Below are 22,876 nucleotides of genomic sequence, written 5' to 3' on the forward strand. Positions count from 1 at the left end.
TCGATTGCGGATGACACGCCTCAGCCTCCCAACAGGAACTCGAGGTGGAGCGCGTTGAAGGTCTTTGCGTCCTCGTACTGCGGCCAATGCCCACAACCGGCCATCACCTCGAAGCGCGAACCGGGGATCATGGACGCGATCCGCCGCCCCTCGTCGACGTTCGCGGTCGGATCGTCAGTGGTCCACAGCACCAGGGTCGACGCGGTGATGCGCCCGTAATCGGCCGGGCCCAAGATATTTCGGGCCCTGATGTCTGGATCTTGCAACGCCATGATGTCGCTCATCGCATCGACGAATCCCGGTTGCCGGTAGATCCGCTGCCTGCCGGCGACGATGTCGTCATAGTCCTTCGACTTGTCTGCCATCAGCCACTTGATGCGGGCCTGCACGGTCTCCCAGGACGGATTCTGCGCAGCGGCCATCGACAGATCGATGATCCGTTTCATCACCACCGGATCGGCCTGCGATCCCCCGGCGGTGTTCAGCACGAGCCGGTGGACGCGCTCCGGGTGGTCGGCGGCAACCCGCGAAGCCACCCAGCCACCCAGCGACTCACCACTCAGACTGGCCTGCCCGGCGCCGATGGCATCGAGAAATCCGAGGTAATGATCTACGTAGTGCGGGATTTCGAGCGGATGACCCGGCTTGCCGGTGTAGCCGTGCCCCAGCATGTCGATCGACCAGGTCGAGAAGTGCTCGGAGTGTGCCTCCAGATTGCGCACATAGGCTTCGGCGTGACCGCCTGACCCGTGGAGTAGCACCAGGACCGGCTTGGTGTCATCCCCGGCATGTAGGTAACGGGTCCGAATCCCGCCAACCGTCAGGTATCCCTGCTCAAAGGCAACACCCTGGAGGTCACTCCAGATGCTTTCATGTTCTGGCACTTGTCATCTCCGGTGTCTTGTCGATGCAGTAGACGAGTCTTCGCGATGAGATCAGGTATCGAAGCTCTCGAGAGCCTGCGCTGTCTCGAGATCCGAGTAGGCCACCGAATAACGTTCGGCGAGTGCGATTGCGATGTCCGGCCGTTGCCACAATTCGCCGGCGCTGGCGGTGCACAGCCAAACAGCCAGACCGTGTGCCACCGAGGCGCGGTACTGCCGCCAGACCTCGTTTCGACTCGGAAGCTCGTCGGCGGGGAGCCCGAGCGCCCCGCGATACTCTTCGAGGAGGTCGCGTTCGTGATTGCGGCGGTCGTCGATTGTCAACGCGCCCTGCAGGAAGTAGCCCAGGTCGAGACCGAAGTTGCCGCGTCGAACCACCTGCCAGTCCAGGAATCCCACATCGTCGCCGGGTAGCACATATGAGTTGCCGATGTGTGCGTCACCATGCAGCAATGTCTGGTTCGACGTGGTCAGCGTGCGGATATACGGCGCCCAGACCGTGTTGATGAGATGATCGATGGTCAGCGCCTGAACCTCGGGAGGTGCAGCGGCACCGAGTCGTTCCAGGGCGGCAGGCAGCGGCGCGTATTCCATACCGGGCCAGGGCACAAACGGCTCGACCCAGCTCAATTCAGGGCGCTGAAAACGCACACCCCAGTACGCTCCGTGCAGTCGAGCAAGTCCACGGACTGCGCTCGCGGCCTGCGCCACCGACATGGGTCGGGTCGCGTCGCGCGGATCGGCGCCACGTGTGGTCAGGTCCTCCATGACGAGGACGAAGTTGTCATTGGTCTCGTCGGTCAGCGAGGCGTAGACCGTCGGATGTTCCAGCGGGAGTTCGATGTTCGAATTGAACAGGCGGGGCTCGTGATAGAGCCCGCTGGTGAGTGCGATCAGTTCGGTATGCGCCGGGTCGGCCCCCTTCACGAACACCGTCGCGGGCCCGGCCCCTGACGAGTAGGTCAAACCCAACCGTGCTCGGCGGTTGGTTCCGTCGTCGCGCAGCACCACCTCGACCTGATCCACCACCGCACCCGGGTGATGTCGCGAGATCGCAGTGGTCATCCACTCACCCGTGATCTCGTCCCACGACCTGGGTACGGGCAGCTCGGTGGTTGTCATGGGTTCACTTTCACGTGATCAGCGGATGATGGCGGGCATCGCGTCCCAACCCCGGACCGTCGAGGTCGGGGACAAGGTCGCGCGGGTGAGGTCCACGTCCCATTCCGGGAATCGCTTCAGAATCTCTTCCAGCGCAATCCGTCCTTCCAGACGGGCCAACGACGAACCGAGGCAGAAATGTGTGCCGATACCGAAGGCAAGGTGCGGGTGGACTTCGCGATTGATGTCGAAAACATCACCGTTCGGCGGGAACTGGCGATCGTCGCGGCATGCGGAGGCCAGCAGCAACATCATCACGCTGCCCGCCGGTACGGTCTGGCCGTAGTATTCGACGTCGCGGGTCACATACCTCGACGCATGCGGCCCTGGCGGCTCGAACCGCAGCAGCTCTTCAATCGCCTTGGGTATCAAGGAATTGTCCTCGACGAGCTGGCGCCGCTGATCCGGATGCTCGGCAAGAACCTTGCCGGCCCATCCGATCAGCCGGGTGGTCGTCTCGTTGCCCGCTCCGGCAACCACATTGACATAGGTGAGCAACTCTGCGCGGGTGAGTTTGCGGGTCGTCCCGGTCTCATCTTCGAACTCGACGTTGAGCAATTCGGTCACGATGTCATCGGAAGGATGTTTGGCGCGCCAGTCGATGTAGTCGGCGAATATCTCACCGGTGTCGATCCCTTCCTCGGCGGCCTTCATCGGTTTGCCCGCCTCGGTACGCATCTGGGCATTGGCATGTTCCCGGATGGCCACCTGATCTGCCTCCGGGATTCCGATCAGCATCCCGATCACCCGCATCGGCATCTGCGCGCCGAGATCGGCGACGAAGTCGAACTCTCCGGCACCGATCAATGGATCAAGACTGCGAGCGCAGAACTCGCGAATCTTCGGCTCCAGCTCAAACACCTTGCGGGGCGTGAACATTCGAGCCAAGAGCTTTCGGTGAACGGTGTGAACCGGCGGATCCTCGAAGATCAGCACACCGGGCGGGATGTCGATGTTCGCCCTGATCAGCTCGAGAATCGCACCACGCGCAGAACTGAACGTCGTGGGGTCTGTCAGCGCGCCGTGGACATCGGCGTAGCGACTGAGCAGGTAGAAGTCGTGTTCGCTGTTGTAGTAGAGCGGCACCTCTTCCCGGAGCCGACGAAACATCGGATACGGATCAGCGTTCAATTCCACGTCGTATGGGTCGAAATGCACATCACTACCAGCACTCACCGTCACCGGATTGCCCCTCCCTCTGTGCCGCACACGCATGCTCGGCACGCTTCGCAGACCACTCTTCAGATCCGAAAGTGGCTGATGTTCTTCGCACGGTCCATCCCGGGGGCAGCCACCCGAATTGCGGGCCCTACATGCGCCGGAACACTTCAACTTGTTGCAAGGATTGGTTTTGAACTGATTCGAGCTTTGAACTGACTGTGTACTTTGAACTGAAAGGGAGCTTACACGCGTAAGTGACTCGCGTCACCAAGTTCGCGGAAGTAGTTCTCCGGACAATTTCAGATGTGTTCTGACCAGGCGAGATCAGGTCGACTGGCGCTGGATCAGTTCGAAGACGTTCGCGCTACTGGGATCCTCATCGGGGAGATACCCGAGCTCACGCATCATCGCTGCCACGGCGGCGTCGACGATCGCACCGGCGTGGATTTTCACGGAGGTCAGCGGCGGATTGCTCACCGGCCCGAGCGTGCTGGCCTCACCGCCGATGACGGCGATGTCCTGCGGGCATCGCAAGCCCGCCTCACGTAGCCCGTGGAGCACCACAAACGCGGCCTCGTCGCTCGCGCCGTAAATGGCGGTCACACCGCTGTCCGCCCACTCGGTGACGATGGCCGCCGCATTGGACCCACTGGGCTCGAATGACCCGACTGTGACTTCGGGGAGCCCGCGCTGCCGGGCGGCCGCACGAACGCCGTCACGACGAAAGCCGTTCAGTGCCAGTTGCTTGGGCACGTCGACGCCGGCAAATGCCAGATTGCTGTGCCCTCTGGAGATCAGGTGATCGACGACCAGTTCACCCACGGATAGGTTCAGCGAATCGAACCCCTCCAGGTGGGTACTGACCACGTCGATATGCCGGATACCGGCAGCCTCGACTACCGCAAGCGGTTCACCGGACAGCGGAAAGATGCTGGTCACCGCAATCGGGTTCAGATTTGCGATCGCGCCACTCATGCTCGCCGGATCCTTGGTCTCGAACTGCAACGAAACGACCACGCCGTGTTTGGCGAGCGCGGTTGTCAGGCGACTGCCGACTTCGATCGGCAGCTCACTGAGCGCCATGCGTGGCAGCACGTACAGCACCACACCGCTGCCGCCCACGGCGAGGTTGCGGGCGGCCAGATTGGGCCGGTAGCCGAGCGTCTCGGCGGCGCTGCGCACCACGGCCTGGGTTTGGGCGGAGATCTTCTGACCGGCGACGTTGTTCAGGACGTAGCTGACGGTCGCCGGAGAGACCTTGGCCAGGCGGGCGACATCGGCTTTGGTCGGCCTCGAGGGCCCCTTGACGCCCACTGCCACCTCCGGCCTCACAGTCTGTTCGCCACCGTGGCCCACAGAGCGCGTGTGCGCCGGCGGGGGGTGCCTCGGTGCGAGATTATCAATACACCGGCGACCGCGCCGCGTACGACTCGATCAGAACCCGGCAAATCCGGCAGCGCCCACCTACAACGACGCGCCGGTTGCAGCCCGGTGACCTGCACGAAGCCCCCAGACCATGCCGGGACCGATCGTGCCACCGGCGCCGCCGTACGCGCGTCCGGTCACCCCCGCCATGGCGTTGCCGACAGCAAAGAGTCCGTCGATCACCCCGCCATCGACATGCAGGACCCGCGCATCACGGTCGGTCCGCGGGCCACCCTTGGTTCCCATGGCGCCCACCGTCACCGGCACGGCGTAGAAGGGGCCGGTGTCCAGGGGTCCGAGGGTGCGGCCTGCGACGGTCGGCGCATTCTCGTCACCCCACCATCCGTCATAGGCACTCGCGCCACGGCCGAACTCCGGATCCATCTCGGCCGCGACATTCCGATTCCACTCCGTCACCGTTCTTGACAGGCCGTCGGAATCGATTCCCACCTTCGTTGCGAGTTCACGTAAATCTTGAGATTCCGAAAACCATTCTGGAACCTCATCTTTCGGATCCACTCCCAGAAAACCGAATCGCTTGAAATGCAGAGCGTCGAACACGATCCAACCGGGATCGTTGACGTAGCCGCCTTTGGGGTCCAAATAATGGAACGCTCCGGCCATCGAATTGTATTCTGATGCCTCGTTGACAAAACGCTTACCGGCGCGGTTGACCATGATGCTGCGCGGACGAGTCCGTTCCAGCCGAACGCTTCGGCTGCGCGGTCTGCCCTCGATCAGATCTCCGGGGATCCGCACGATCGGCACCCACCACGCCTCACTCATGTTCCCGAGGTCGGCACCGAGTGCCATCGCCATCCGGAGCCCGTCACCGGTCCCGTTCGGCGGCGACACCGGACCGTGCATCGGCCCGCGCAGATAGGACTTCACCAGCGTCGGATCCCACTCGAAACCGCCGGTCGCCAGGACGACTCCACGTCGCGCCTTGACCGCAAACTCACTGTCCCCCTGGATCATCTGCGCTCCGACCACGCGACCGGATTCAGTGATGAGACGATGCGCTCGGGTACCGGTCGCGGGGACGACACCCACGTCGAGCAATCCCCGGAGCAAGCCCCCGATCAGCGCGGCACCGGCCACACAGATACTCGATGAATCCGAAACATCCACCGCTGCATTGAGTCTTGCTCTCGTCTCGGCGTCAAAGCCGACGTTGCTCCAATCGGCGGGAAAGGTGGTGAGCCGATTCTTCCACTCCCCCAGGCGATTGAGATCAAAGGGGATCGGACTCAGCGATCGCCCGCCCGAAGGCCTGCCGCCGGGTAACTCCGGCTTGTAGTCCGGAAACCCGTCCGCGATCTCGAACCGTAGTGCGCTGTGCGCCTCGACGAAGTCGACCGTCGCCTCACCGGTTCGGACGAAGTCCTCGACGAGGTCGTCGTCCATCGAGTCCAGCGATTGCGCCCGCAGGTAACTCAGGGCGTCGTCGATGGTCAGCTCACCGTCGGGACTGCGGTGATGCGCGGGGATCCAGGCGATCCCACCCGAGACCGCACTCGTGCCACCCACGGTCGCCGCCTTGTCGTAGATTGCCACGGAGGCGCCGGCATGCGCGGCAGACAACGCCGCCGTCATCCCGGCGGCACCGGTACCCAGCACGAGTACGTCAACCTCGCGGTCGTATGACACAGCCTCCGCGCCTGCGGTGCGCTCGCCGACAGGATGACGATCGTAGATGTCTGACACGAGATGTCCTTTCATATTGTTGGCGACAATCGCGCCAATATCGTCGCCAGAATCAGCGCGTTTGCTGCGATTCAAATAGATTCTGGCGACGGATCAAATGCTTTTGCACTTTTCCACTCGGGGTTCGCGGAAAGTCAGCCAATTCGGCGATTTGTTCAGGCCATTTATGCCTGACAACCCCACATCTTTCGAAATGCGAGCGCACATTATCCAAGGCCGGGAGTTCATATCCTTCGCGAACCCGAACCACTGCGGCGGCGTGCTCACCGACCCGCGGATCAGGAACGGCGACCACTGCAACCTCAGCCACCGCAGGCATCCGCAGGAGCACTTCTTCGAGCTCGAGGGCACTGATGTTCTCACCACCCCGAATGATGATGTCGGCTTTTCGGTCCGTGATGGTCAGACACCCGTCAGCGTCGATCACGCCGACATCCCCCGTCCGGTACCACCCCTCACTGTCGAAAGCCGCTGCGGTCAACGCCTCGTCGGTGTACCCCATGAACAGGTCCGGACCTCGGCTGAGGATCTCGCCATCGTCGTCCAACCGGACCTCGACACCTGGCATGGGACGTCCGTCTGTCAGTAGTCGGAATCGCTGCGGAGCGTCGAACGGTGAGCCCGTGATCGACGGATGTTCAGTGCTCCCGTACGCACGAAATGCCACTATTCCCAGGTCAGTGAGCCTTCGCGTGAGCGCCGGGGATACCGGGGCACCACCGAGGCCCACAAACCGAACGTGTGCGAGATGTTCGGCGGTGAAGTCGGGATGATCGAGCAGGCTGGTCACGAAGTACGGCGGCCCACCACCCACAGACAGGCCATTGCTCTGCATCAAGGCCAGAGCCCGCCCCGGATCCCAGACGTCGATGAGGGTCACTGGCTTGCGATTGAGCACGGGGATGAGAAGCGCACCGACCATGCCGATGAAGTGGCCTACCGGCGTCGCCGTCAACGCGGTGCCGGTGTCCTGGGCGTTCTGTGCCACCAGTTGCCGCGTCTCACAGCCAAGGGTCTGATGAGTGTGAACCACCCCTTTGGGCGCGCTGGTCGTTCCAGAGGTGAACGCGATGAGCGCGGGGCCATCGGGATCAACCGGAACCGCGCCGATCATCGGCTCGGCGCCCAGGAGATCGTCGAAGTCGCGGCCGACCACACCGACGATGGGCACGTCGGCCGCGACGTCCGGCTCATAGACCAACCGGCCGAATCGCTCTGCGGTGATGAAGACCGCAGGCCGGGCGACCGCCAAGATGTAGTCGACCTCGTGTCGTCCATAGATGTGGACGATCGGCACGACGACCGCACCGAGCAGGCTCGATGCCCAGAAGGTGGCGGCAGCCTCCATCCAGTTCGGCAGTTGAAACGCCACCACGTCACCCGGCTTGACGCCGCGCGAGCGAAGCCCGGTAGCGAGCCGGCGGGCGATCAGTTCGACGTCGGCGAAGGTCCCCGACCACGGCCTCGACTCGGAATGCACGGTGAACGAAAGGTCCCGGGTTCCGGCCAGGCCGTAGTCCAGCATCTGTCCGATGGACTCCCCGCTCCACCAACCTTCCGCAACATAGCGAGCGCGCACATCACCTGGGATCTCCCGCATCGTCGACGCTCACTCCCTGTTTCGAGACCTATCGCGTGGCGAAAACCGACCACCCACGAGTTGATGAGAATTCAGTACGGATGTGCCAATATCGGTCGAGAATCAACGGTTTACGGCGGATTCGATCACCCCTGCCCGCCGGTCGCGGATGACCAGAAACCTTGTTGCAGAATCGCTCGTAGAGTAGCATTCTCGCAAACCACAAGATCGTTCTTCGGGAATGAAATAACATTCCTAATACCGGGATGGCTTCGGCCGCAGGCCCGTCGATAAAGGTTACCGAGACGAACCGACCGGTGTTTTATGAATAGATCAAATAGGCGAAGGGGACGGGTTTCATGGGACACCTCGACCGCGGCGGATTTCCTCGAGTGCCACGCCAACTCACGGCGCACCCGATCGCTTTCGACACTGTGACGTAAAGGAAGGACATCTCACTTGAGCACCGAACAATCGCCTGACCAATACACCGGAGACCCGACAACACGGAACGGTCTGCACTTCGATCGCCATACGCCCCAGTACCGACTCCAGTTCGAGTCGATCACCTCCGAGATGCATCAAAAGTGCCCACTTGCCTGGACCGAGACCTACAACGGCCATTGGGTGGCGGCAGGCAACAGTGAGGTCTTCGAGCTCGCGCGCTCCACTTTCGTATCGAATGACAACGACATCAACGGAATTCGCAAGGGCTACAGGGGAATCAGCATTCCCCCACCCGAGCACGGGCTGATCACGCGGGGTGGCATGCTCGAAATGGACGAACCCGAGCACCATCACTACCGCCAGGTCCTCAACCCATACCTGTCACCCGCTGCGGTGAAACGGTGGGAACCCTTCATCAAAGAAGTGGTCGACGCCAGTATCGATGAGAAAATCGAAAGCGGGACAATCGATTTCGTTGATGATCTGGCCAATGTAGTGCCTGCGGTGCTCACGCTGGCGATGCTCGGTGTCCCGCTGGACAAGTGGTCCATTTATTGCGAGCCCGTGCATGCCTCCGTGTACACGCCGGTCAATTCGCCCGAAGCGGTCCGAGTCTACGAGCTGTATCAGGAGATGGGCCTGGACCTGATGTCCAATGTGGCCGAGATCCGTGAGAACCCACGGCCCGGCTTGATCCAGGCACTGGTCGACATGCGGATCGACGGGCAGCCGGCACCGGACCTCGAAGTGCTCGGCATGCTCGGTCTCATCATCGGCGGCGGCTTCGACACCACCACGGCGCTCACCGCACATGCCCTCGAATGGCTCTCGGAGAATCCCGACGAGCGGACCCGCCTCAGCGACGACCGCGACGATCTCTTGAATCCGGCCACCGAGGAGTTCCTGCGCTACTTCACCCCTGCCCCCGGCGATGGCCGGACCATCTCGAGTGACTGCACCGTCGCCGGAGCCGACCTCAAAGAGGGTGAGCGGCTGTGGCTTTCGTGGGCAATGGCAAACCGCGACCCGGACCTCTTCCCAGAACCCAACTCCATCCAGCTCGACCGCGGCGCCAACCGGCACTACAGCTTCGGTCTCGGAATCCATCGCTGCATCGGATCAAACGTTGCACGGACGGTGTTCAAATCCATGCTCCTTGCGGTACTCGACCGCATGCCCGACTACAAGTGCGACCCCGACGCAGCCGTGCACTACGACACCATCGGCGTCATCCAGGGCATGCGCCACCTACCCGCCACGTTCACGCCAGGCCCCAAGCTGGGTCCGGGTCTCGACGAGACTCTCAGAAAACTTCAAAAGCTCTGCGCCGAACAGGAACTCGCCGCACCGATCACTGTCCGACGCAAGGAGGGCAGCCGATGAGGACACACCCCGACGGCATCACCACACCCGTCATAGACACCAGCGTGCACATCTTCTTCACGTCGAACAAAGACATGCGCAGCTTCCTGCGAGAACCATTCAAGAGCCGCGGCATCCCCGACGCCGAGATGGATTGGTACGGCGCACCGGGTGGCGAGTATGCGCCCGGCACCCGTGGCCCGGGCCGCGGCTATCCAGGCTCGGATCCGGAACTCGTCGCGCAGCATCTGTTTGACGACCGCGGCGTCGACGTGGCCATCCTGCACCCGATGACCCGCGGCATCCTCCCCGACCGTCATCTGACCAGCGCGGTGCTGGCCGCCCACAACCAGATGATGGTGTCGCGCTGGCTGGAATCGGCCGAATTCGGTGAACGCTTCCGGGGAACCATCCGGATCAATCCCGAGGATGTCACCGGGGCCCTGCGTGAAATCGACCGCTGGAAAGATCATCCACGCGTGGTCCAACTCGGTATCCCACTCCAGTCGCGCGAGCTGTATGGCAAACCCCAGTTCTGGCCGATCTGGGAGGCCGCAGCGGACGCGAATCTCCCGGTGGCAGTTCACATCGAGACCGGGGAGAGCATCGCTTTCCCCCCGACCCCGTCAGGTCATGCCCGGACATACGAGCAATACCTGGGTTTCATGGATCTGAACTACATCTATCACCTGATGAACATGATCGCCGAGGGTGTCTTCGAGCGGATCCCTCGGCTGAGATTCGTGTGGGCCGATGGCGGCGCCGACCTTCTCACGCCGTTCATCTGGCGGATGGACACGTTCGGTCGCCCACATCTCGAGCAGACACCGTGGGCACCGCGCATGCCCAGTCATTATCTGCCCGACCACGTCTACTTCGTGCAGAGCAGCATCGACGGTCCCGGTGACACCGACTTCGCCGGAGAGTGGTTCGGCTTCACCGGAAAAGACGACATGGTGATGTTCGGCTCGAGTTATCCCCATTGGCACTGCAACTCATTGGATACATTGCCCGACTCGTTGAGCACCGGACAACGAGAGAAGCTCTGTTGGAAAAATGCCGCCTCGATCTACGGCATCGATGTCTCGGCCGCACTGGCCGCACCAGAGCCGGCGTGAAGGAGAAGCCATGACCACCACAGAGATTCAGGATCACACACCCGACACCGAGATGATTCCGGTCCGGGTTGTCGACTCCGATGTCCACCCCGTACCGCGACGCGGCGAGCTGGTCGACCACATCCCGGAGCCGTATCGCAGCGAGTACTTCCTCAGCCACAAGGTCGGGGAAACGATCATCTACGACGCACCCGACTATGCGCACTCCTACGCGATGCGGGTCGACTCGTTTCCGGCGGACGGCGAGTTCCCCGGCAGCGACCCGGAACTGGCTTTTCGTCAGCTGATCATCGACGCCGGTTCGGACATTGCGATCCTGGAACCGAGCGTCAAGGCGACGCGGCTCCCCGAAACAACTGCGGCGCTCGCCACCGGGGTCAACAGCTGGTTGGCCGCCCACTGGCTCGACCCCCACAACAACTGGCATCAGCGCTGGCGCGGGTCGATCTGCGCCGGCATCGACGATCCCGCGGCCGCCGTCCGCGAAATCGAGAAGTGGGCCGGACACGAGTACATGTCCCAGATCCTCATCAAGGCCGAACCGCGTCCGGCCTGGGGCAATCCCGCCAACGACCCGGTGTGGGCGACCGCGGTCAAACACGACCTCCCGGTCAGCTGCCATCTGGGCCGCGGGGCATTCGAGACGATGCCGATGCCGCCGGTGGGGTTCCCGAGCTACAACCACGACTTCATGGTCACCTACTCGCTCCTGGCTGCGAACCAGATCATGAGCCTGATCTTCGACGGGGTCTTCGACCGTTTCCCGGCGCTGCGGGTGGTGTTCGTCGAGCACGCCTTCACGTGGATCTTGCCGCTGATGTGGCGGATGGACGCCATCTACGAGGCCCGCAAGTCGTTAATGTCGATCACCCGCAAGCCATCGGAGTACGTGAAGGAACACATCAAGTTCACCACCCAGCCGCTGGACTACCCGGAGGACAAAACCGAACTGACCCGGGCCTTCGAGTGGATGGAGGCCGACAAGATTCTGCTGTTCTCCTCGGACTATCCGCATTGGACGTTCGACGACCCCCGCTGGCTGGTCAAGCATCTCCCCCGGCATGCCCGTGACGCGGTCATGTTCCGCAACGGTATCGAGACCTATCACCTGCCCGAATACGTTCCGGCCCTCAAAGATCAGGTCCGGGTGTTCTGAGATGACAGACGAGACAACACCGGCTGACGCCACACCGCCTCGGCTCGCGCAGGGACGCGAACATGTGGTCGCCACAGTGGCCGAGATCCCGCCGGGCTCGTCGAAGATTGTCCCGATCGGACGCCACGGTGTCGGTGTCTACAACGTCCGCGGCACCTTCTATGCCATCGCCAACTACTGTCCCCACGAAGGTGGGCCGCTGTGTTCCGGGCGGGCCCGCGGCCGCACCATCGTCGACGACAGTGTGCCCGGCGATGCGGTGATGGTTCGAGATATGGAGTTCATCTACTGCCCCTGGCATCAGTGGGGCTTTGAATTGTCCACCGGGACAACGGCCGTGAAGCCGGAGTGGAGCATCCGCACCTACCCGGTGCGGGTTGTCGGCGACGACGTGCTCGTCACCGCATGAGCACAGGAGAAGCGTTGTCCAGTCCATGCATCATGGAGATCAACGGCGGCAACGTCGTCTATGAAATCCTCGGCACCTCAGACGAACTCATCGTTCTGACCCCTGGCGGCAGATTCGGCAAAGACATCCCGGGCCTCCGTCCGCTCGCGCAGGCCCTCGTCGACGGTGGCTACTCGGTCCTGCTGTGGGATCGCCCCAACTGCGGGGCCTCCGACGTCCAGTTCTACGGCCGGTCCGAATCCCACATGCGCGCCGAGACACTTGCAAAACTTCTGAAAGGGCTCGACCGCGGACCGTGCATCGTCGCAGGCGGATCCGGTGGCGCCCGGGACTCGATGGTGCTGACCATCGGATACCCGGAACTCGTGAGCAAACTGGCCTTGTGGAATATCGTCGGCGGCATCTATGGAACGTTCAATCTGGGTGCGCACTATGTACTTCCGAGCCTGCAGGCCGTCCGAGGTCTCGGCGCGGAAGGACTACTACGGCTCCGCGAATGGCGTGAACGGATCGACGAGAACCCGGCCAACGAACAGCGATTGTTGGACCTCGACCCGGACGAGTTCGTGAAACTGTCGCTGCGGTGGCTCGGTAGCTATGTCCCGAAACCGGGCCAGACGATCCCCGGCGTCGAAGACGAATTGTTCGATCGCATCACGGTTCCCACCCTCATCATCCGCGGTGGGGAGAACGATCTCGATCATCCCAAGCGCACATCATTGGAGGTCAGTTGCCTGATCAAAGGGAGCACTCTGATCGATCCACCGTGGCCGGAGGATGCCTGGGAACGTGCGATGGAGGACCGCGCGTCCGGTAGATCCAAGGGATTCAACATGTTCGATACCTGGGTACAGGCCGCTCCCGCGATCCTGAAGTTCCTGGCGGACTCATGAGCCGCGGTGCGGTGCGCTCACACCGGACGAATGTGGACCTCGCAGTTGAGGGAGGCCTCGAGTGCGGTGTGGATGCGGCTCTCGGGAATCCGGTCGAGATCGGTCTCCGGGATGTGGACGACCACCACATCCCAGCCATCCGGTCCAGGTGTTCTCTCGATGTCGGCGGTCAGTCCGAAGCCGGCAAGTACGCCGCGGGCATCGTCATCGGTCCCCCGGCTGATGAAGGTCACCACACCGGCACGCGGAACCACCTCAAAGACCCGCTCACACAGCTCGAGCCCTTGTCGATGCAGCACATCAGGGTTGTCGCCGGACATCAAAAGTTCGACCTCGCGCCGATTGGCCGCGGCCGACACGAGGTCGATGTCGATCAGCTCGGCGCCCAGTTGCGCCGCGCCGGAACGGAGCTGCGCAATGCCGGCTGTCAACTGCTTGGCGGTGAGTACACCGTCCGGATCGACGTTGATCCGCAGCACTGCCGTTCTCATGGGGGTGAGCCTAACCGTGCACTGCTGTGATGGTCGACCGATACCCCAACGCGGCCAGGAGAATCGAGGGTCATGAGTACCACCCCCACGAGAATGCCGACGGGACGCCCGACACACATCGACGTGGCGGTTGCCCCAGGGCTCACACCGCGGCTCCTACATGCCGATCGTCGCGCAGGCGAGATCGAGGATCTGACCGACTACCGCCGCGGTGGTGGATACCGGCCGGTCGAGAATCCGGACACCGTCCTGCGCGAGGTGGAAGAGTCCGGGCTGCGCGGCCGCGGCGGCGCCGGATTCCCGATGGGCACCAAACTGCGGTCGGTCCGCGATCACGGTCTGCGGGCCGGCGCGGCCATCGTCGTCGCCAATGGTGAAGAGGGTGAACCTGCTTCGGTCAAGGACCGCTGGTTGATGCGGCATCGCCCCCACCTGATCCTCGACGGCCTCCGGCTGGCGGCCGCCGTCGTCGGGGCTCACCGGGGTCACGTCTACGTCTCCGACACAGATGCGGCCGGCACCATGGAGCGGGCGCTGACCGACGCCGTCGATCTACTGGGCGACCTCGAACTCTCGGTGCTCGTGGTCGAACCCGGATACGTCAGTGGCGAAGAGACTGCTGCGATTCGCGCGATCAACGGTGGTCCTGCCAAGCCGAGCGACAAACCGCCACGGCCCTACCAACAGGGCGTGGGCCAGATGCCGACGCTGGTCAGCAACGTCGAGACGCTGGCGCACGTTCCGTACATCGCGCACCGGGGCGGTGCGGCGTTCCGGACCATCGGGACCGCCACCTCGCCCGGCACATTTCTGGCAACGGTCACCGGTGCGGGTAAACCGGCTGTCCTGTACGAGATTCCACACGGACTGCCGGTCACCGATCTGCTGGCACTGCACGGCGTGGCACCTCGCCGGGTCCGCGGCGTGCTCATGGGCGGCTACTTCGGTGGCCTGCTCAATCGCGACGTCCTGGCCGGCCACCTCGATCACGACAGCATCCGCACGCTCGGTGGCGGACTCGGATGCGGCGCCATCTCACTGCTCACCGACGAGTGTCCGGTGGCTGTTGCGGCGTCTGTGATGAGCTATTTCGATCGTGAGAACGCCGGCCAGTGCGGGTCGTGTTTCAACGGCACCGCGGCCATGTCGGCTGTACTCGACGCACTCCGCGACGGTGTCGCAACCGAGGACGACGTGGCACGCCTGCAGCGGTGGTCGGTGGTCTTACGTGGACGCGGGGCCTGCGCGACGCTGGATGCGGCAACCAACGTGGCAGGCACGTTGCTGGCACTGTTTCCGAACGCGGTGGCCGATCACCGATCGCGGCGATGCGCCACCTGCGATGCCTCGATCTACCGCGCCCTGCGACCGTTTGCGGCGGAGAACGGAGACGGGCTGTGAGGATACGACTCGACCGTACGATGTGCGACGGGTTCGGCACCTGCGCACGGCATGCGCCCGAATACTTTTCGCTCGACGACTGGGGCTACGCGTCCCTCATCGGAAATGGTGAGGTCCCGCCCGCCGACCGTGATCAGGTCATGCGGGCGCTCTTGGACTGCCCCGCGCACGCGATCATCGAGATGTCAGAGTCCAGCGCAGTCGGGCCAGAGAGACCCGGGAAGTGAATTGCCCCTTGTGTGGCACAGTCTGCCAATGGCACACTATGCCATGTGACCTCCGCCACACACGGCAGGGCGGACCTGCCCAGATACCAGCCCCGGACCACCGAGGAACGTGCCGAAAAGACCCGGCGCGCAATCGTCGACGCGGCTCTGGACGCATTCCGCATCCACGGATATGAGGCAACAACCATGGGCGCGATCGCGGCCCTCGCCGGTGTATCGCCACGTAGCCTGTACCGGCACTACGGAAGCAAAGGCCAACTCTTCGCCGAGACCGTCGCGCTGCGCTCAGAGGACCTCGTGACGTACTTCGTGGCCAATCTGGAACGAATGCCATTGCGTGAGGCGATCCTCGACGCCGCCTGCGGGGCGACAGTCGATGCAGACGAAGAGAATCGCGAGCTCCTGCACCTGGCCACCACCGAACGCGAGATGTCGCGCTTTCTGTACCTGACCACCCAGCGGATGGTGCCGCCCCTGGCCGACATCCTGCGTACCGCGGCCGGCGTCGGCGCCGAGAGCACAGATCCGATCGTGTGGGAGACTCGCGCTGCCGCACTGATCGGCGCGTTGACCTGCGGCTTCAGACACTGGGCCGCCACCCCGGACTCAGATGTCCGAGAACAGCTTTCCCGAGCGGTCGACACCGTCCTACCCATTCTGCAGACCAGATCCGGCAACCAGGAGTCAGTCCGATGAGATATCAACTCAATGTGGTTGCCCGCAGCGTCACCGACGTGGTGCAGCACGCGGGAGGGCTCGTGTACGACCGGGTGATGGCCGGCTGGGACGTCACCGTGATACTCACCGACAGCTGCGACACCCGGCCGGTGAAGATCCTCGGAGCAGACGTCGCCGACCTCGAAAAAGCGCTTGCCACCGAAGGACTCGGCCGCCATCCACAGGCCCTTGCCATTGCCGCCGATCTGTTCCGAAGCGATGATCGAGTTCACGGGGGCGTGGTGAGGGCTCTCGCCGACGGCAATGTGGAGGTCACGTTCTGGGGTGATTCCTGGCCGCTCGATTCCGACACCGCCACCGGCTCCGTCGTTCACCAACTGAGCTTCGCCGCGCAGGCTTTCAAATCTCACGCACTCACTGCGGCTGCACTTCCCGCCGACACGGTCGACTACACCGAGGTGTTCCACAGCAACGCCAGGCAATCGGCCGCCTGACCACCCGCCGACCCGATCCAGCCGTTCACCAACGAAAAGCCGAGGCGCGATGACCAAAGCCGACACCACCGATCTGGCTGTGCTGGAAGCAGAAGCGCTCGCCGAAGCTGCCGAAGCCAGCGCGGTCGCGGCCCGCGCTCGCGCCCGAGCTGCCCGACTACGACGACAATCCGAGGCGGAACCCACAGACATCAAGACCACACCTGACGTGGATGACGTTGAGCCGGAGGCCGTTCAGTCAGATGCTGTCGAATCGGAAGACTCCACCGCGCCTGCCGAGGACGACGGTGTGCAGGAACCATCCCACTCACTGCGATCACGGCTCCGGCTCCGGCGGCCGGGCAAACGGTTGACAGCGATACTGGTTGCCTGCCTGGTGATCGTCGCGGCGCTCGGGGTGAGCGGGTATCTGGCCTGGCAACACCGCGATGTGGCCACGACGCAGGAACTCGAAGCCGAGTTCGACGCGGCGGCGCGGCAAGGCGTGGTCACGCTCACCTCGCTGGACTTCAATCAGGCACAGGCCGATGTCCAGCGGGTACTCGACAACTCGACAGGCGCGTTCTTCACCGAATTCCAAAGTCGGGCCGATGATTTCACCAGTGTGGTCCAGCAGTCGCAGGTCACCACCAAGGGGCAGGTCAACGCCTCCGCTGTCGAGTCGATGACCGACGATTCGGCTGTTGTGCTGGTGGCGGCCACCTCCGAGGTCACCAATGCCGCCGGTGCCAAGGAAGAATCCCGGGCGTGGCGGCTCAGTGTCAACGTGACCAGAGTTGATGGAGAACTGAAGATGTCGAAAGTCGAGTTCGTGCCATGAGTGAATCCAGCAAAGCGGTGACTCTCAGCAAAGAGCACGACGGCCCGGAATCCGATGTCGACGAGCCGGACAATCAGAAGGCACTGCGACGCTCGCGGTCACGGCTTCGACCTCGGCGGGGAACCGTGGCCAGGCCAAGATTCAGTACTGTGGCACTTGCCTTGCTGGTGGCCGCATCTCTGGTCACCGCCGCCGTCACCTACTTCTTCCTGTACGCCCAGGACAAGCAATCCGATTCCGGTGCAAAGGAATCAGCCATCGCGGCAGCGGATTCCGGCACTGTGGCACTGTTGTCGTATTCACCGGGCACACTCAACGACGATCTGGCCGACGCCAAAACCCATCTCACCGGCGAGTTCCTGACGTACTACACCGAATTCACCGAAAAGGTCGTCGCACCGGCCGCCCAAGAGAATTCAGTGGATACCCAGGCCGAAGTCGTCCGATCCGCGGTGTCGGACATCGACGAGAACTCGGCAACGGTCCTGGTGTTCATCAACCAGACGACCACCAGCTCCGACAAACCCGACCCGGCCCTGACTGCCAGTAGCGTCCAGGTCGCATTGACCAAAGTTGATGGCAACTGGAAGATCTCGGCTTTCGATCCGGTCTGAAATCCCTCTCCCGGCGCGTCCGCGTCATCCCTGCGGCAGCATGCCCTGCCACGTCGGCTGTGGTTGTGAACCCGCAAGATCGGTCTGTTGGTACAGCGCCCCATCAGGCCCGACGTACGTGCCGGTGGTCGGCGAGTACTGCGCACCGGCCACGGCGGGGGTGATCCCCTGCGCCTGCAGATTCGGATCCGGCGGGTAGTCGCCGAGCAGGGGTTGCGTCGGAGATACTGGTACGAATTCCTCATCGCTGTTGCACAGTTCGGCTGTTGCTGCGCGCTTACCGGGATTGCCGAGGCAGGGTATGTTCCGCGCACCCCGTACCGCGATGTCGGAATCCTGCGGCAACTTACAGTACAGACCTTCGGGTGTGTCGATGGTGGTCGTGTCCGACGGCGGACGCCACTGATCCGGCGGCAGGAACCCGACGGTGCAGGCAGGCGGATCAGAGATACCGCTGATCCGGAAGTCACCCAGGCCCAGCCCCGACGCGTTGTTCTTGGGCTGGACCGCCTGAATCATCGAGATGGACGGCGGCAGGAGCACCAGCAGCTGCTCCAGAGCCGCGTTGTAGGTCACCGCGAGCTGACCCACCGAGGTCAGATTCGCCAGCAGAATCGGCAAAGTGAACTCGACCGATTCGAGTAGACCGGTCACCTCGTTCGAAAAGCCCGGTCCGGAAGCAAGAATCGCGCGGATCTGCGGATCATTGATCCGCAGTTGATCGGTGACACCCGCCAGCGATCGACTCCAGATCTCGATCGCATCTGCCGACCGCACCTGCGAGGAGAGCAGGGGCTCCGCATCCTCGATCAAGGTCCTGGTCGTGTCCCCCAGGTCGCTGAAGTCGCCGGCGAGCTGCGAGGACGTGTCGATGAGCGATTGGAGCTCATAGCGCTGACCACCGAGTCCCCGATACAACTCCTCGGTGAGACTGTTCAGTTTGTCCTTCGGAATGCTTCCGACAAGGTCACTGAGTTCGTCGAGCATCGGCCCGACCGGCTGCGGGACCTCGGACTTGTCTGAGGTGATCACCGATCCGTCATGGAGATACGGCCCCGAGTCCGTGTTGGGGCGCAGATCCACATACTGTTCACCGACGGCCGACATGCTGCGCACCTGTGCCCGCAGATCCGCGGGGATCCGGGCGCCGCTGTCGATCGACAGCGAGGCCCGGACACCGTTGTCGGTCAGGTCCACCGACACGACCCTGCCGACCTCGGCGCCCCGGTACGTGACATTTCCGAACCGGTACAGTCCGCCTGCCGCCGGTAGATCCAGGGTCACCACCATGCGGCCGATCCCGAGTTGGGTCTGAATCTGCATGTACGAGAACAGCATCACGACCATTGCGACTATGGACATGAGCGCAAAGGCGACCAGCTGGAACCGGACGAAACCCGAGAGGATCACGATTCACCTCCGGTGATCGGCGCGCGCAGTGGATCCCGAACGTAACGGCCATAGCCCGGGTCGCCGACCGCAGCCTGGACAACCGCGTTCGGATCTCCCAGCGGAGTTCCCAACAGGAGTTCACGTTGCAGCCGCTCGACCGTGAGGTCGACCGTGGCATGGAGATTGATGTAGTCGCCGCGGACAGCGCGATCGATTGTCTTCTGACCATAGGGATAGACGGTTGCGTAGGCGATGGCCTTGTCCAGTTGTGGGCCCACATCAGCCAGAGATCGCAGAGTGGGCGCCAGGTTCTCCAGGTCGGTCACCAGATCGTCCTGTACCGCCGTGACGACGCCGGTGGTGGTGTTGCTGAACACCCGGAGCTTGTCGAGCGCGGTGGTGATCTGCGGACGCTCCGACACCAGGACCTCCAGGGCCGGCGGGATCGTCTGCAAGGCCTCGGCCAGGATATCCCGTTGTGTGGCAAACGTTTCGGCGAGCCGATTGGCGTTGTTGATGGTGGCCACTATGTTCGCGCGCTGTTGATCGAGCGCACCGACAAACGTGTCGAGCCGCGTGATCAGGTCACGAACCGCATCCTCCCGGCCGCTCAAAGCCGTGTTGAGGGAGGAGATGATGTTGTCGATCTCCCCCAGACCACCTCCGTTGACGATCGTGGAGACCGACGCGAGGGTTTGCTCGGTGGTCGGGTAGGTGGCCGTGTGATCGATCGCAATCGTGGCGCCCGCGGGCAACTGCCCGGCCGGTGGCACACCCACCGGCGGATTCAGTTCCAGATGGTTGGAACCGAGCAGGCTCGTCTGACCGATGTGGGCCTGCGCGTTCCCGGGAACCACCACGCCCTTCTTCACCCACACTTCGACATTCGCGTGCCAGCCGACGACGGTCATGTCCCCGATGCTGCCGACCACCACGTCATCGATCATCACCGGTGAATTCGACACGAGGGTACTGACATCGGCCATCTGGACATGAAAGAGCTGAGAATCAGAACCACGGCCTTCGGTACCGGGCAACGGCAATGAGTTGACGCCCTGCCAGCTGCATCCGGCAACAGTCAACACCACACATACGATGATGAACAGCATGCGTGGATCGCAGCGTCTGGGTGTCATGACGGGCGCCTTTCGATCGGCAAGAGCAGAGCATCGAGTGGATTCGTCGCTGCCGCCGGCTTTGTGGGCGTCGTCTTTGCCGGCACGAGGTCCGGCTCGGTGTAGATGATGTTGTTCGGATCAGCTGTTGGGCCGAGCACCGGATTGAGCGGGAACGGCAGGTAATTGAACGCCAGGAGCGGTAGGACCGGACCGAGGTACTCGCGACACTTCTTGGCGCCCTCCTCTGAGGTCAGGTTCTCCACCGCCGCAACGCCGGAACAGATGAACTGGATGGGATTCGAGAAGTTGTTCAACGTGAAAACCCCCGCTTCCGTGCCGGTGTCGGGGTTATAGATGTTGTAGAAGTTGGCCATGCTCGTCGGGAACACGTGCAACAACTGCTCGATGTCGGCCCGGTGATCAACCAGGTTCTGCGTCACATTCACCAACCGCTGTACCTGTTCGGTTGCCTTGCTGCTGCTCGATGCCACGAATCGCTGAACCTCCACCACCGCGACAGAGAGATTGGTCAGCGCCGCGTCGAGATCCGACCGGCTCTCATCGAGCACGCTCGACACCGTCGCGAGGCGGTTCTCGAATTGGACGATCTGCTCGTCGCTGTTGCGCAGGGTGGTGGCAAAGGTCTGCAGGTTGCTGATGATGTCGACGATGTCGCCGCTGCCATCGGCCAGGATTCGTCCCACCCCCGACAACTGGTTCACGGTCTCCCTGAGTTTGTCGCCGTTGCCGTCCATCGCGTCGGCCGTGCTGTCGACGAAGCGGCCCACCGAGCTCTCCGAGAGTTCACCACTTGGACCCAGATCTGTTGCCAATCGGGTCAATTGGGTCTTGATCTCGTCCCACTCGATCGGCACACCGGTCCGTTCCAGTGGGATGACACCATCGTCCGCCATGACCGGACCCTCGGTCCGATACGCCGGGGTGAGCGCGACCACCCGATCGGCGACCAGATTCTGGGCGATGATGATCGCCTGGGCGTCCGCCGGGATCTTCACACCACGATCGACCTTCATCTCAAGCCGGACCGAAGTCCCCTGTGGGTGTATTCCGGCGACAGAACCGACCTTCACCCCCGCGACCTGCACCTCGTCGCCTTTGTAGATTCCGGTTGCGGTGGTGAAGATCGCGCTGATAGATCTGGGCCCGAACGTCTTCTGGTAGGCGAACACCGCGCCGGCGAGCAGCATCGAGAACAGCACCACTGTCGCCACGGCCTGGATGATCCGGGTGCGTGTCATCGGCCCGGCCCCGTCGGTGTCTGAGCCGGTGTCTGAGCCGAGGCCCCGACCGGGATCTGTCCCCCTGGGATCGGGAACGGTACTCCCGGTTCGATTCCGAACGCTTTGTTGATGAACGGCTGGATCATGTGGCCGTCGATGAGGTTGGCAACAAAGGCGTTGTAGAAGGGGCCGCTGGAAACCGCCTCACCCTGGGTGAGCGAGACCTTCGCGAGTCCCGGCAGCGCCTGCCCGATGTTGTCCCGGTTCTTCTCGAGCAACGCTGCGACAGAGTTCAATCGGTCCAGGGTAGGCGCCAACTCCGCCTCGTTGTCGGCCACGAGGCCCGACAGCTGCGCAGCCACCGCGGAGGTGTTGGCCAGCAGATCCACGATCTCCTGGCGTCGCTCGACCAGAACACCCAGCAGCGAATTGGCGTTGAGGATCAGCGAATTCAGTTCGTCACTGCGCTCGGCCAGTATCGAGGTGACCTCACTGGTACTGCTCAGCAGGTCACGCAGCGATTCGTTACGGCCGTTGATCGACCGCGACAGTTCGCTCAATCCGTCGAACGTCGGGCCCAGTTGCGGCGCAACCTGATCGATGGTCGACGACAACGTGTCCAGGGACTGGTTCAGGGCATCGGTGTCGATCGAGGTGACATTGGTGGTCAGGTCTCCCAGCGCATCGTTGAGCGAATACGGCGACGATGTCCGTGAGCGTGGAATGACATCCGAGGGATGCAGGACGCCACCACCAACACTGTCCAGGGTCAGCATGCGCCGCCCCAGCAAGGATCCGGTCTTGATCTGTGCGGTGCTCTCGGTCCCGAGGCGAACACCGTCGTCCACCCAGAACTCGACCCGGACATCCCCTTCGTCCAGCGAGACCTTGGACACCGTTCCGACTTTCACGCCCGAGAGCACCACGTCGGCCCCCGATCGGAGACCACCGGCCTCTTCGAACATGGCCTGGTACGGCAAGGACGTGAACCAGGTGATGTATTTCTGCCCCTGCAGGCCCACGGCCACAAACAGACAGATCAAGACCACGCCGATGAAACCGTGTCTGGCAAGGCGACCACCGCGATACTTCAGCATG

General features: G+C 62.9%; 22 protein-coding genes. 11 read left to right on the top strand and 11 right to left on the bottom strand.

Features of this window, described 5'->3' with window-relative positions; translation table 11 throughout:
* Nucleotides 1–20: 20 nt before the first annotated feature.
* The 6 genes from AC1TQG_RS21345 to AC1TQG_RS21370 all read right to left on the bottom strand — a co-directional run bounded on the left by AC1TQG_RS21345 (nt 21) and on the right by AC1TQG_RS21370 (nt 7,938).
* A complete protein-coding gene (locus tag AC1TQG_RS21345) occupies nt 21–884 on the bottom strand; it encodes an alpha/beta fold hydrolase (RefSeq protein ID WP_482140019.1) in 864 nt (287 codons plus the stop codon).
* A gap of 51 nt (nt 885–935) precedes the next feature.
* Complete coding sequence (locus AC1TQG_RS21350; protein WP_482140021.1) at nt 936–2,006, bottom strand: phosphotransferase; 1,071 nt, start codon at nt 2,004–2,006, stop codon at nt 936–938.
* Nucleotides 2,007–2,024: 18 nt separating this feature from the next.
* Complete coding sequence (locus tag AC1TQG_RS21355) at nt 2,025–3,227, bottom strand: cytochrome P450 (RefSeq protein ID WP_482140023.1); 1,203 nt, start codon at nt 3,225–3,227, stop codon at nt 2,025–2,027.
* A 303-nt stretch (nt 3,228–3,530) separates the two neighbouring features.
* Nucleotides 3,531–4,520 carry a LacI family DNA-binding transcriptional regulator gene (locus AC1TQG_RS21360; protein ID WP_482140025.1) on the bottom strand — a complete coding sequence of 330 codons (990 nt, stop codon included), beginning with the start codon at nt 4,518–4,520 and terminating at the stop codon, nt 3,531–3,533.
* Nucleotides 4,521–4,670: 150 nt separating this feature from the next.
* Nucleotides 4,671–6,281, bottom strand: coding sequence for an FAD-dependent oxidoreductase (locus AC1TQG_RS21365; protein ID WP_482141393.1), 1,611 nt, complete (start codon nt 6,279–6,281; stop codon nt 4,671–4,673).
* A gap of 109 nt (nt 6,282–6,390) precedes the next feature.
* A complete protein-coding gene (locus AC1TQG_RS21370) occupies nt 6,391–7,938 on the bottom strand; it encodes an AMP-binding protein (RefSeq protein ID WP_482140027.1) in 1,548 nt (515 codons plus the stop codon).
* 438 nt (nt 7,939–8,376) lie between these two features.
* On the opposite strand from AC1TQG_RS21370, the gene AC1TQG_RS21375 reads away from it, so the two are divergent.
* The 5 genes from AC1TQG_RS21375 to AC1TQG_RS21395 are packed head-to-tail and all read left to right on the top strand — an operon-like array spanning nt 8,377 to nt 13,302.
* Nucleotides 8,377–9,747: a cytochrome P450 gene (locus AC1TQG_RS21375; RefSeq protein WP_482140028.1), complete on the top strand. Its 1,371-nt coding sequence runs from the start codon at nt 8,377–8,379 to the stop codon at nt 9,745–9,747.
* Entirely contained in the window at nt 9,744–10,844 is a 1,101-nt protein-coding gene (locus AC1TQG_RS21380; RefSeq protein WP_482140030.1) for an amidohydrolase family protein, read from the top strand. The genes AC1TQG_RS21375 and AC1TQG_RS21380 overlap by 4 nt, the downstream gene beginning before the upstream one ends.
* A 10-nt stretch (nt 10,845–10,854) precedes the next feature.
* The gene (locus AC1TQG_RS21385) at nt 10,855–12,000 is read left to right on the top strand and encodes an amidohydrolase family protein (RefSeq protein ID WP_482140032.1); all 1,146 of its coding nucleotides are present in this window, start codon (nt 10,855–10,857) and stop codon (nt 11,998–12,000) included.
* 1 nt (nt 12,001) lies between these two features.
* Nucleotides 12,002–12,409: a Rieske (2Fe-2S) protein gene (locus tag AC1TQG_RS21390; protein ID WP_482140034.1), complete on the top strand. Its 408-nt coding sequence runs from the start codon at nt 12,002–12,004 to the stop codon at nt 12,407–12,409.
* Entirely contained in the window at nt 12,406–13,302 is an 897-nt protein-coding gene (locus AC1TQG_RS21395; protein WP_482140036.1) for an alpha/beta fold hydrolase, read from the top strand. Before AC1TQG_RS21390 ends, AC1TQG_RS21395 begins: the two co-directional genes overlap by 4 nt.
* 17 nt (nt 13,303–13,319) lie before the next feature.
* On the opposite strand, the gene AC1TQG_RS21400 is transcribed toward AC1TQG_RS21395, so the two are convergent.
* Nucleotides 13,320–13,793, bottom strand: a complete 474-nt coding sequence (locus tag AC1TQG_RS21400; protein ID WP_482140038.1) for a hypothetical protein — start codon at nt 13,791–13,793, stop codon at nt 13,320–13,322.
* A gap of 93 nt (nt 13,794–13,886) precedes the next feature.
* On the opposite strand from AC1TQG_RS21400, the gene AC1TQG_RS21405 reads away from it, so the two are divergent.
* Genes AC1TQG_RS21405 through AC1TQG_RS21430 form a run of 6 tightly spaced genes read left to right on the top strand, consistent with a single transcriptional unit; the run spans nt 13,887 to nt 18,027 of the window.
* Nucleotides 13,887–15,194: an NADH-ubiquinone oxidoreductase-F iron-sulfur binding region domain-containing protein gene (locus AC1TQG_RS21405; RefSeq protein ID WP_482141395.1), complete on the top strand. Its 1,308-nt coding sequence runs from the start codon at nt 13,887–13,889 to the stop codon at nt 15,192–15,194.
* Nucleotides 15,191–15,421, top strand: coding sequence for a ferredoxin (locus tag AC1TQG_RS21410; RefSeq protein WP_482140040.1), 231 nt, complete (start codon nt 15,191–15,193; stop codon nt 15,419–15,421). Before AC1TQG_RS21405 ends, AC1TQG_RS21410 begins: the two co-directional genes overlap by 4 nt.
* A gap of 45 nt (nt 15,422–15,466) precedes the next feature.
* On the top strand, nt 15,467–16,117 hold the full coding sequence (locus AC1TQG_RS21415) for a TetR/AcrR family transcriptional regulator (protein WP_482140042.1): 651 nt from the start codon (nt 15,467–15,469) through the stop codon (nt 16,115–16,117).
* Nucleotides 16,114–16,593 carry a hypothetical protein gene (locus AC1TQG_RS21420; protein ID WP_482140043.1) on the top strand — a complete coding sequence of 160 codons (480 nt, stop codon included), beginning with the start codon at nt 16,114–16,116 and terminating at the stop codon, nt 16,591–16,593. Before AC1TQG_RS21415 ends, AC1TQG_RS21420 begins: the two co-directional genes overlap by 4 nt.
* A 49-nt stretch (nt 16,594–16,642) precedes the next feature.
* A complete protein-coding gene (locus AC1TQG_RS21425; protein WP_482140045.1) occupies nt 16,643–17,413 on the top strand; it encodes a hypothetical protein in 771 nt (256 codons plus the stop codon).
* Complete coding sequence (locus AC1TQG_RS21430; RefSeq protein ID WP_482140047.1) at nt 17,410–18,027, top strand: twin-arginine translocation pathway signal; 618 nt, start codon at nt 17,410–17,412, stop codon at nt 18,025–18,027. The genes AC1TQG_RS21425 and AC1TQG_RS21430 overlap by 4 nt, the downstream gene beginning before the upstream one ends.
* A 24-nt stretch (nt 18,028–18,051) precedes the next feature.
* Here the strand turns inward: AC1TQG_RS21430 and AC1TQG_RS21435 are convergent, their stop codons facing one another.
* Genes AC1TQG_RS21435 through AC1TQG_RS21450 form a run of 4 tightly spaced genes read right to left on the bottom strand, consistent with a single transcriptional unit; the run spans nt 18,052 to nt 22,875 of the window.
* Nucleotides 18,052–19,434 (bottom strand): MCE family protein, encoded by a 1,383-nt coding sequence (locus AC1TQG_RS21435; protein ID WP_482141397.1) that lies wholly within the window; start codon nt 19,432–19,434, stop codon nt 18,052–18,054.
* A complete protein-coding gene (locus AC1TQG_RS21440) occupies nt 19,434–20,555 on the bottom strand; it encodes an MCE family protein (RefSeq protein WP_482140048.1) in 1,122 nt (373 codons plus the stop codon). Before AC1TQG_RS21440 ends, AC1TQG_RS21435 begins: the two co-directional genes overlap by 1 nt.
* Complete coding sequence (locus AC1TQG_RS21445; protein ID WP_482140050.1) at nt 20,552–21,796, bottom strand: MCE family protein; 1,245 nt, start codon at nt 21,794–21,796, stop codon at nt 20,552–20,554. The genes AC1TQG_RS21440 and AC1TQG_RS21445 overlap by 4 nt, the downstream gene beginning before the upstream one ends.
* The gene (locus tag AC1TQG_RS21450) at nt 21,793–22,875 is read right to left on the bottom strand and encodes an MCE family protein (protein WP_482140052.1); all 1,083 of its coding nucleotides are present in this window, start codon (nt 22,873–22,875) and stop codon (nt 21,793–21,795) included. The genes AC1TQG_RS21445 and AC1TQG_RS21450 overlap by 4 nt, the downstream gene beginning before the upstream one ends.
* Between the last annotated feature and the right edge of the window lies 1 nt (nt 22,876).

The organism is Williamsia sp. Y844, from assembly GCF_056786475.1.

Excerpts from the sequence above, each read along its gene's own strand:
- AC1TQG_RS21390 (WP_482140034.1), top strand. The coding sequence starts at position 12,002 with ATGACAGACGAGACAACACCGGCTGACGCCACACCGCCTCGGCTCGCG.
- AC1TQG_RS21395 (WP_482140036.1), top strand. The coding sequence starts at position 12,406 with ATGAGCACAGGAGAAGCGTTGTCCAGTCCATGCATCATGGAGATCAAC.
- AC1TQG_RS21370 (WP_482140027.1), bottom strand. The coding sequence starts at position 7,938 with ATGCGGGAGATCCCAGGTGATGTGCGCGCTCGCTATGTTGCGGAAGGT.
- AC1TQG_RS21380 (WP_482140030.1), top strand. The coding sequence starts at position 9,744 with ATGAGGACACACCCCGACGGCATCACCACACCCGTCATAGACACCAGC.
- AC1TQG_RS21405 (WP_482141395.1), top strand. The coding sequence starts at position 13,887 with ATGCCGACGGGACGCCCGACACACATCGACGTGGCGGTTGCCCCAGGG.
- AC1TQG_RS21430 (WP_482140047.1), top strand. The coding sequence starts at position 17,410 with ATGAGTGAATCCAGCAAAGCGGTGACTCTCAGCAAAGAGCACGACGGC.
- AC1TQG_RS21425 (WP_482140045.1), top strand. The coding sequence starts at position 16,643 with ATGACCAAAGCCGACACCACCGATCTGGCTGTGCTGGAAGCAGAAGCG.
- AC1TQG_RS21400 (WP_482140038.1), bottom strand. The coding sequence starts at position 13,793 with ATGAGAACGGCAGTGCTGCGGATCAACGTCGATCCGGACGGTGTACTC.
- AC1TQG_RS21385 (WP_482140032.1), top strand. The coding sequence starts at position 10,855 with ATGACCACCACAGAGATTCAGGATCACACACCCGACACCGAGATGATT.
- AC1TQG_RS21350 (WP_482140021.1), bottom strand. The coding sequence starts at position 2,006 with ATGACAACCACCGAGCTGCCCGTACCCAGGTCGTGGGACGAGATCACG.
- AC1TQG_RS21450 (WP_482140052.1), bottom strand. The coding sequence starts at position 22,875 with ATGCTGAAGTATCGCGGTGGTCGCCTTGCCAGACACGGTTTCATCGGC.
- AC1TQG_RS21440 (WP_482140048.1), bottom strand. The coding sequence starts at position 20,555 with ATGACACCCAGACGCTGCGATCCACGCATGCTGTTCATCATCGTATGT.
- AC1TQG_RS21420 (WP_482140043.1), top strand. The coding sequence starts at position 16,114 with ATGAGATATCAACTCAATGTGGTTGCCCGCAGCGTCACCGACGTGGTG.
- AC1TQG_RS21445 (WP_482140050.1), bottom strand. The coding sequence starts at position 21,796 with ATGACACGCACCCGGATCATCCAGGCCGTGGCGACAGTGGTGCTGTTC.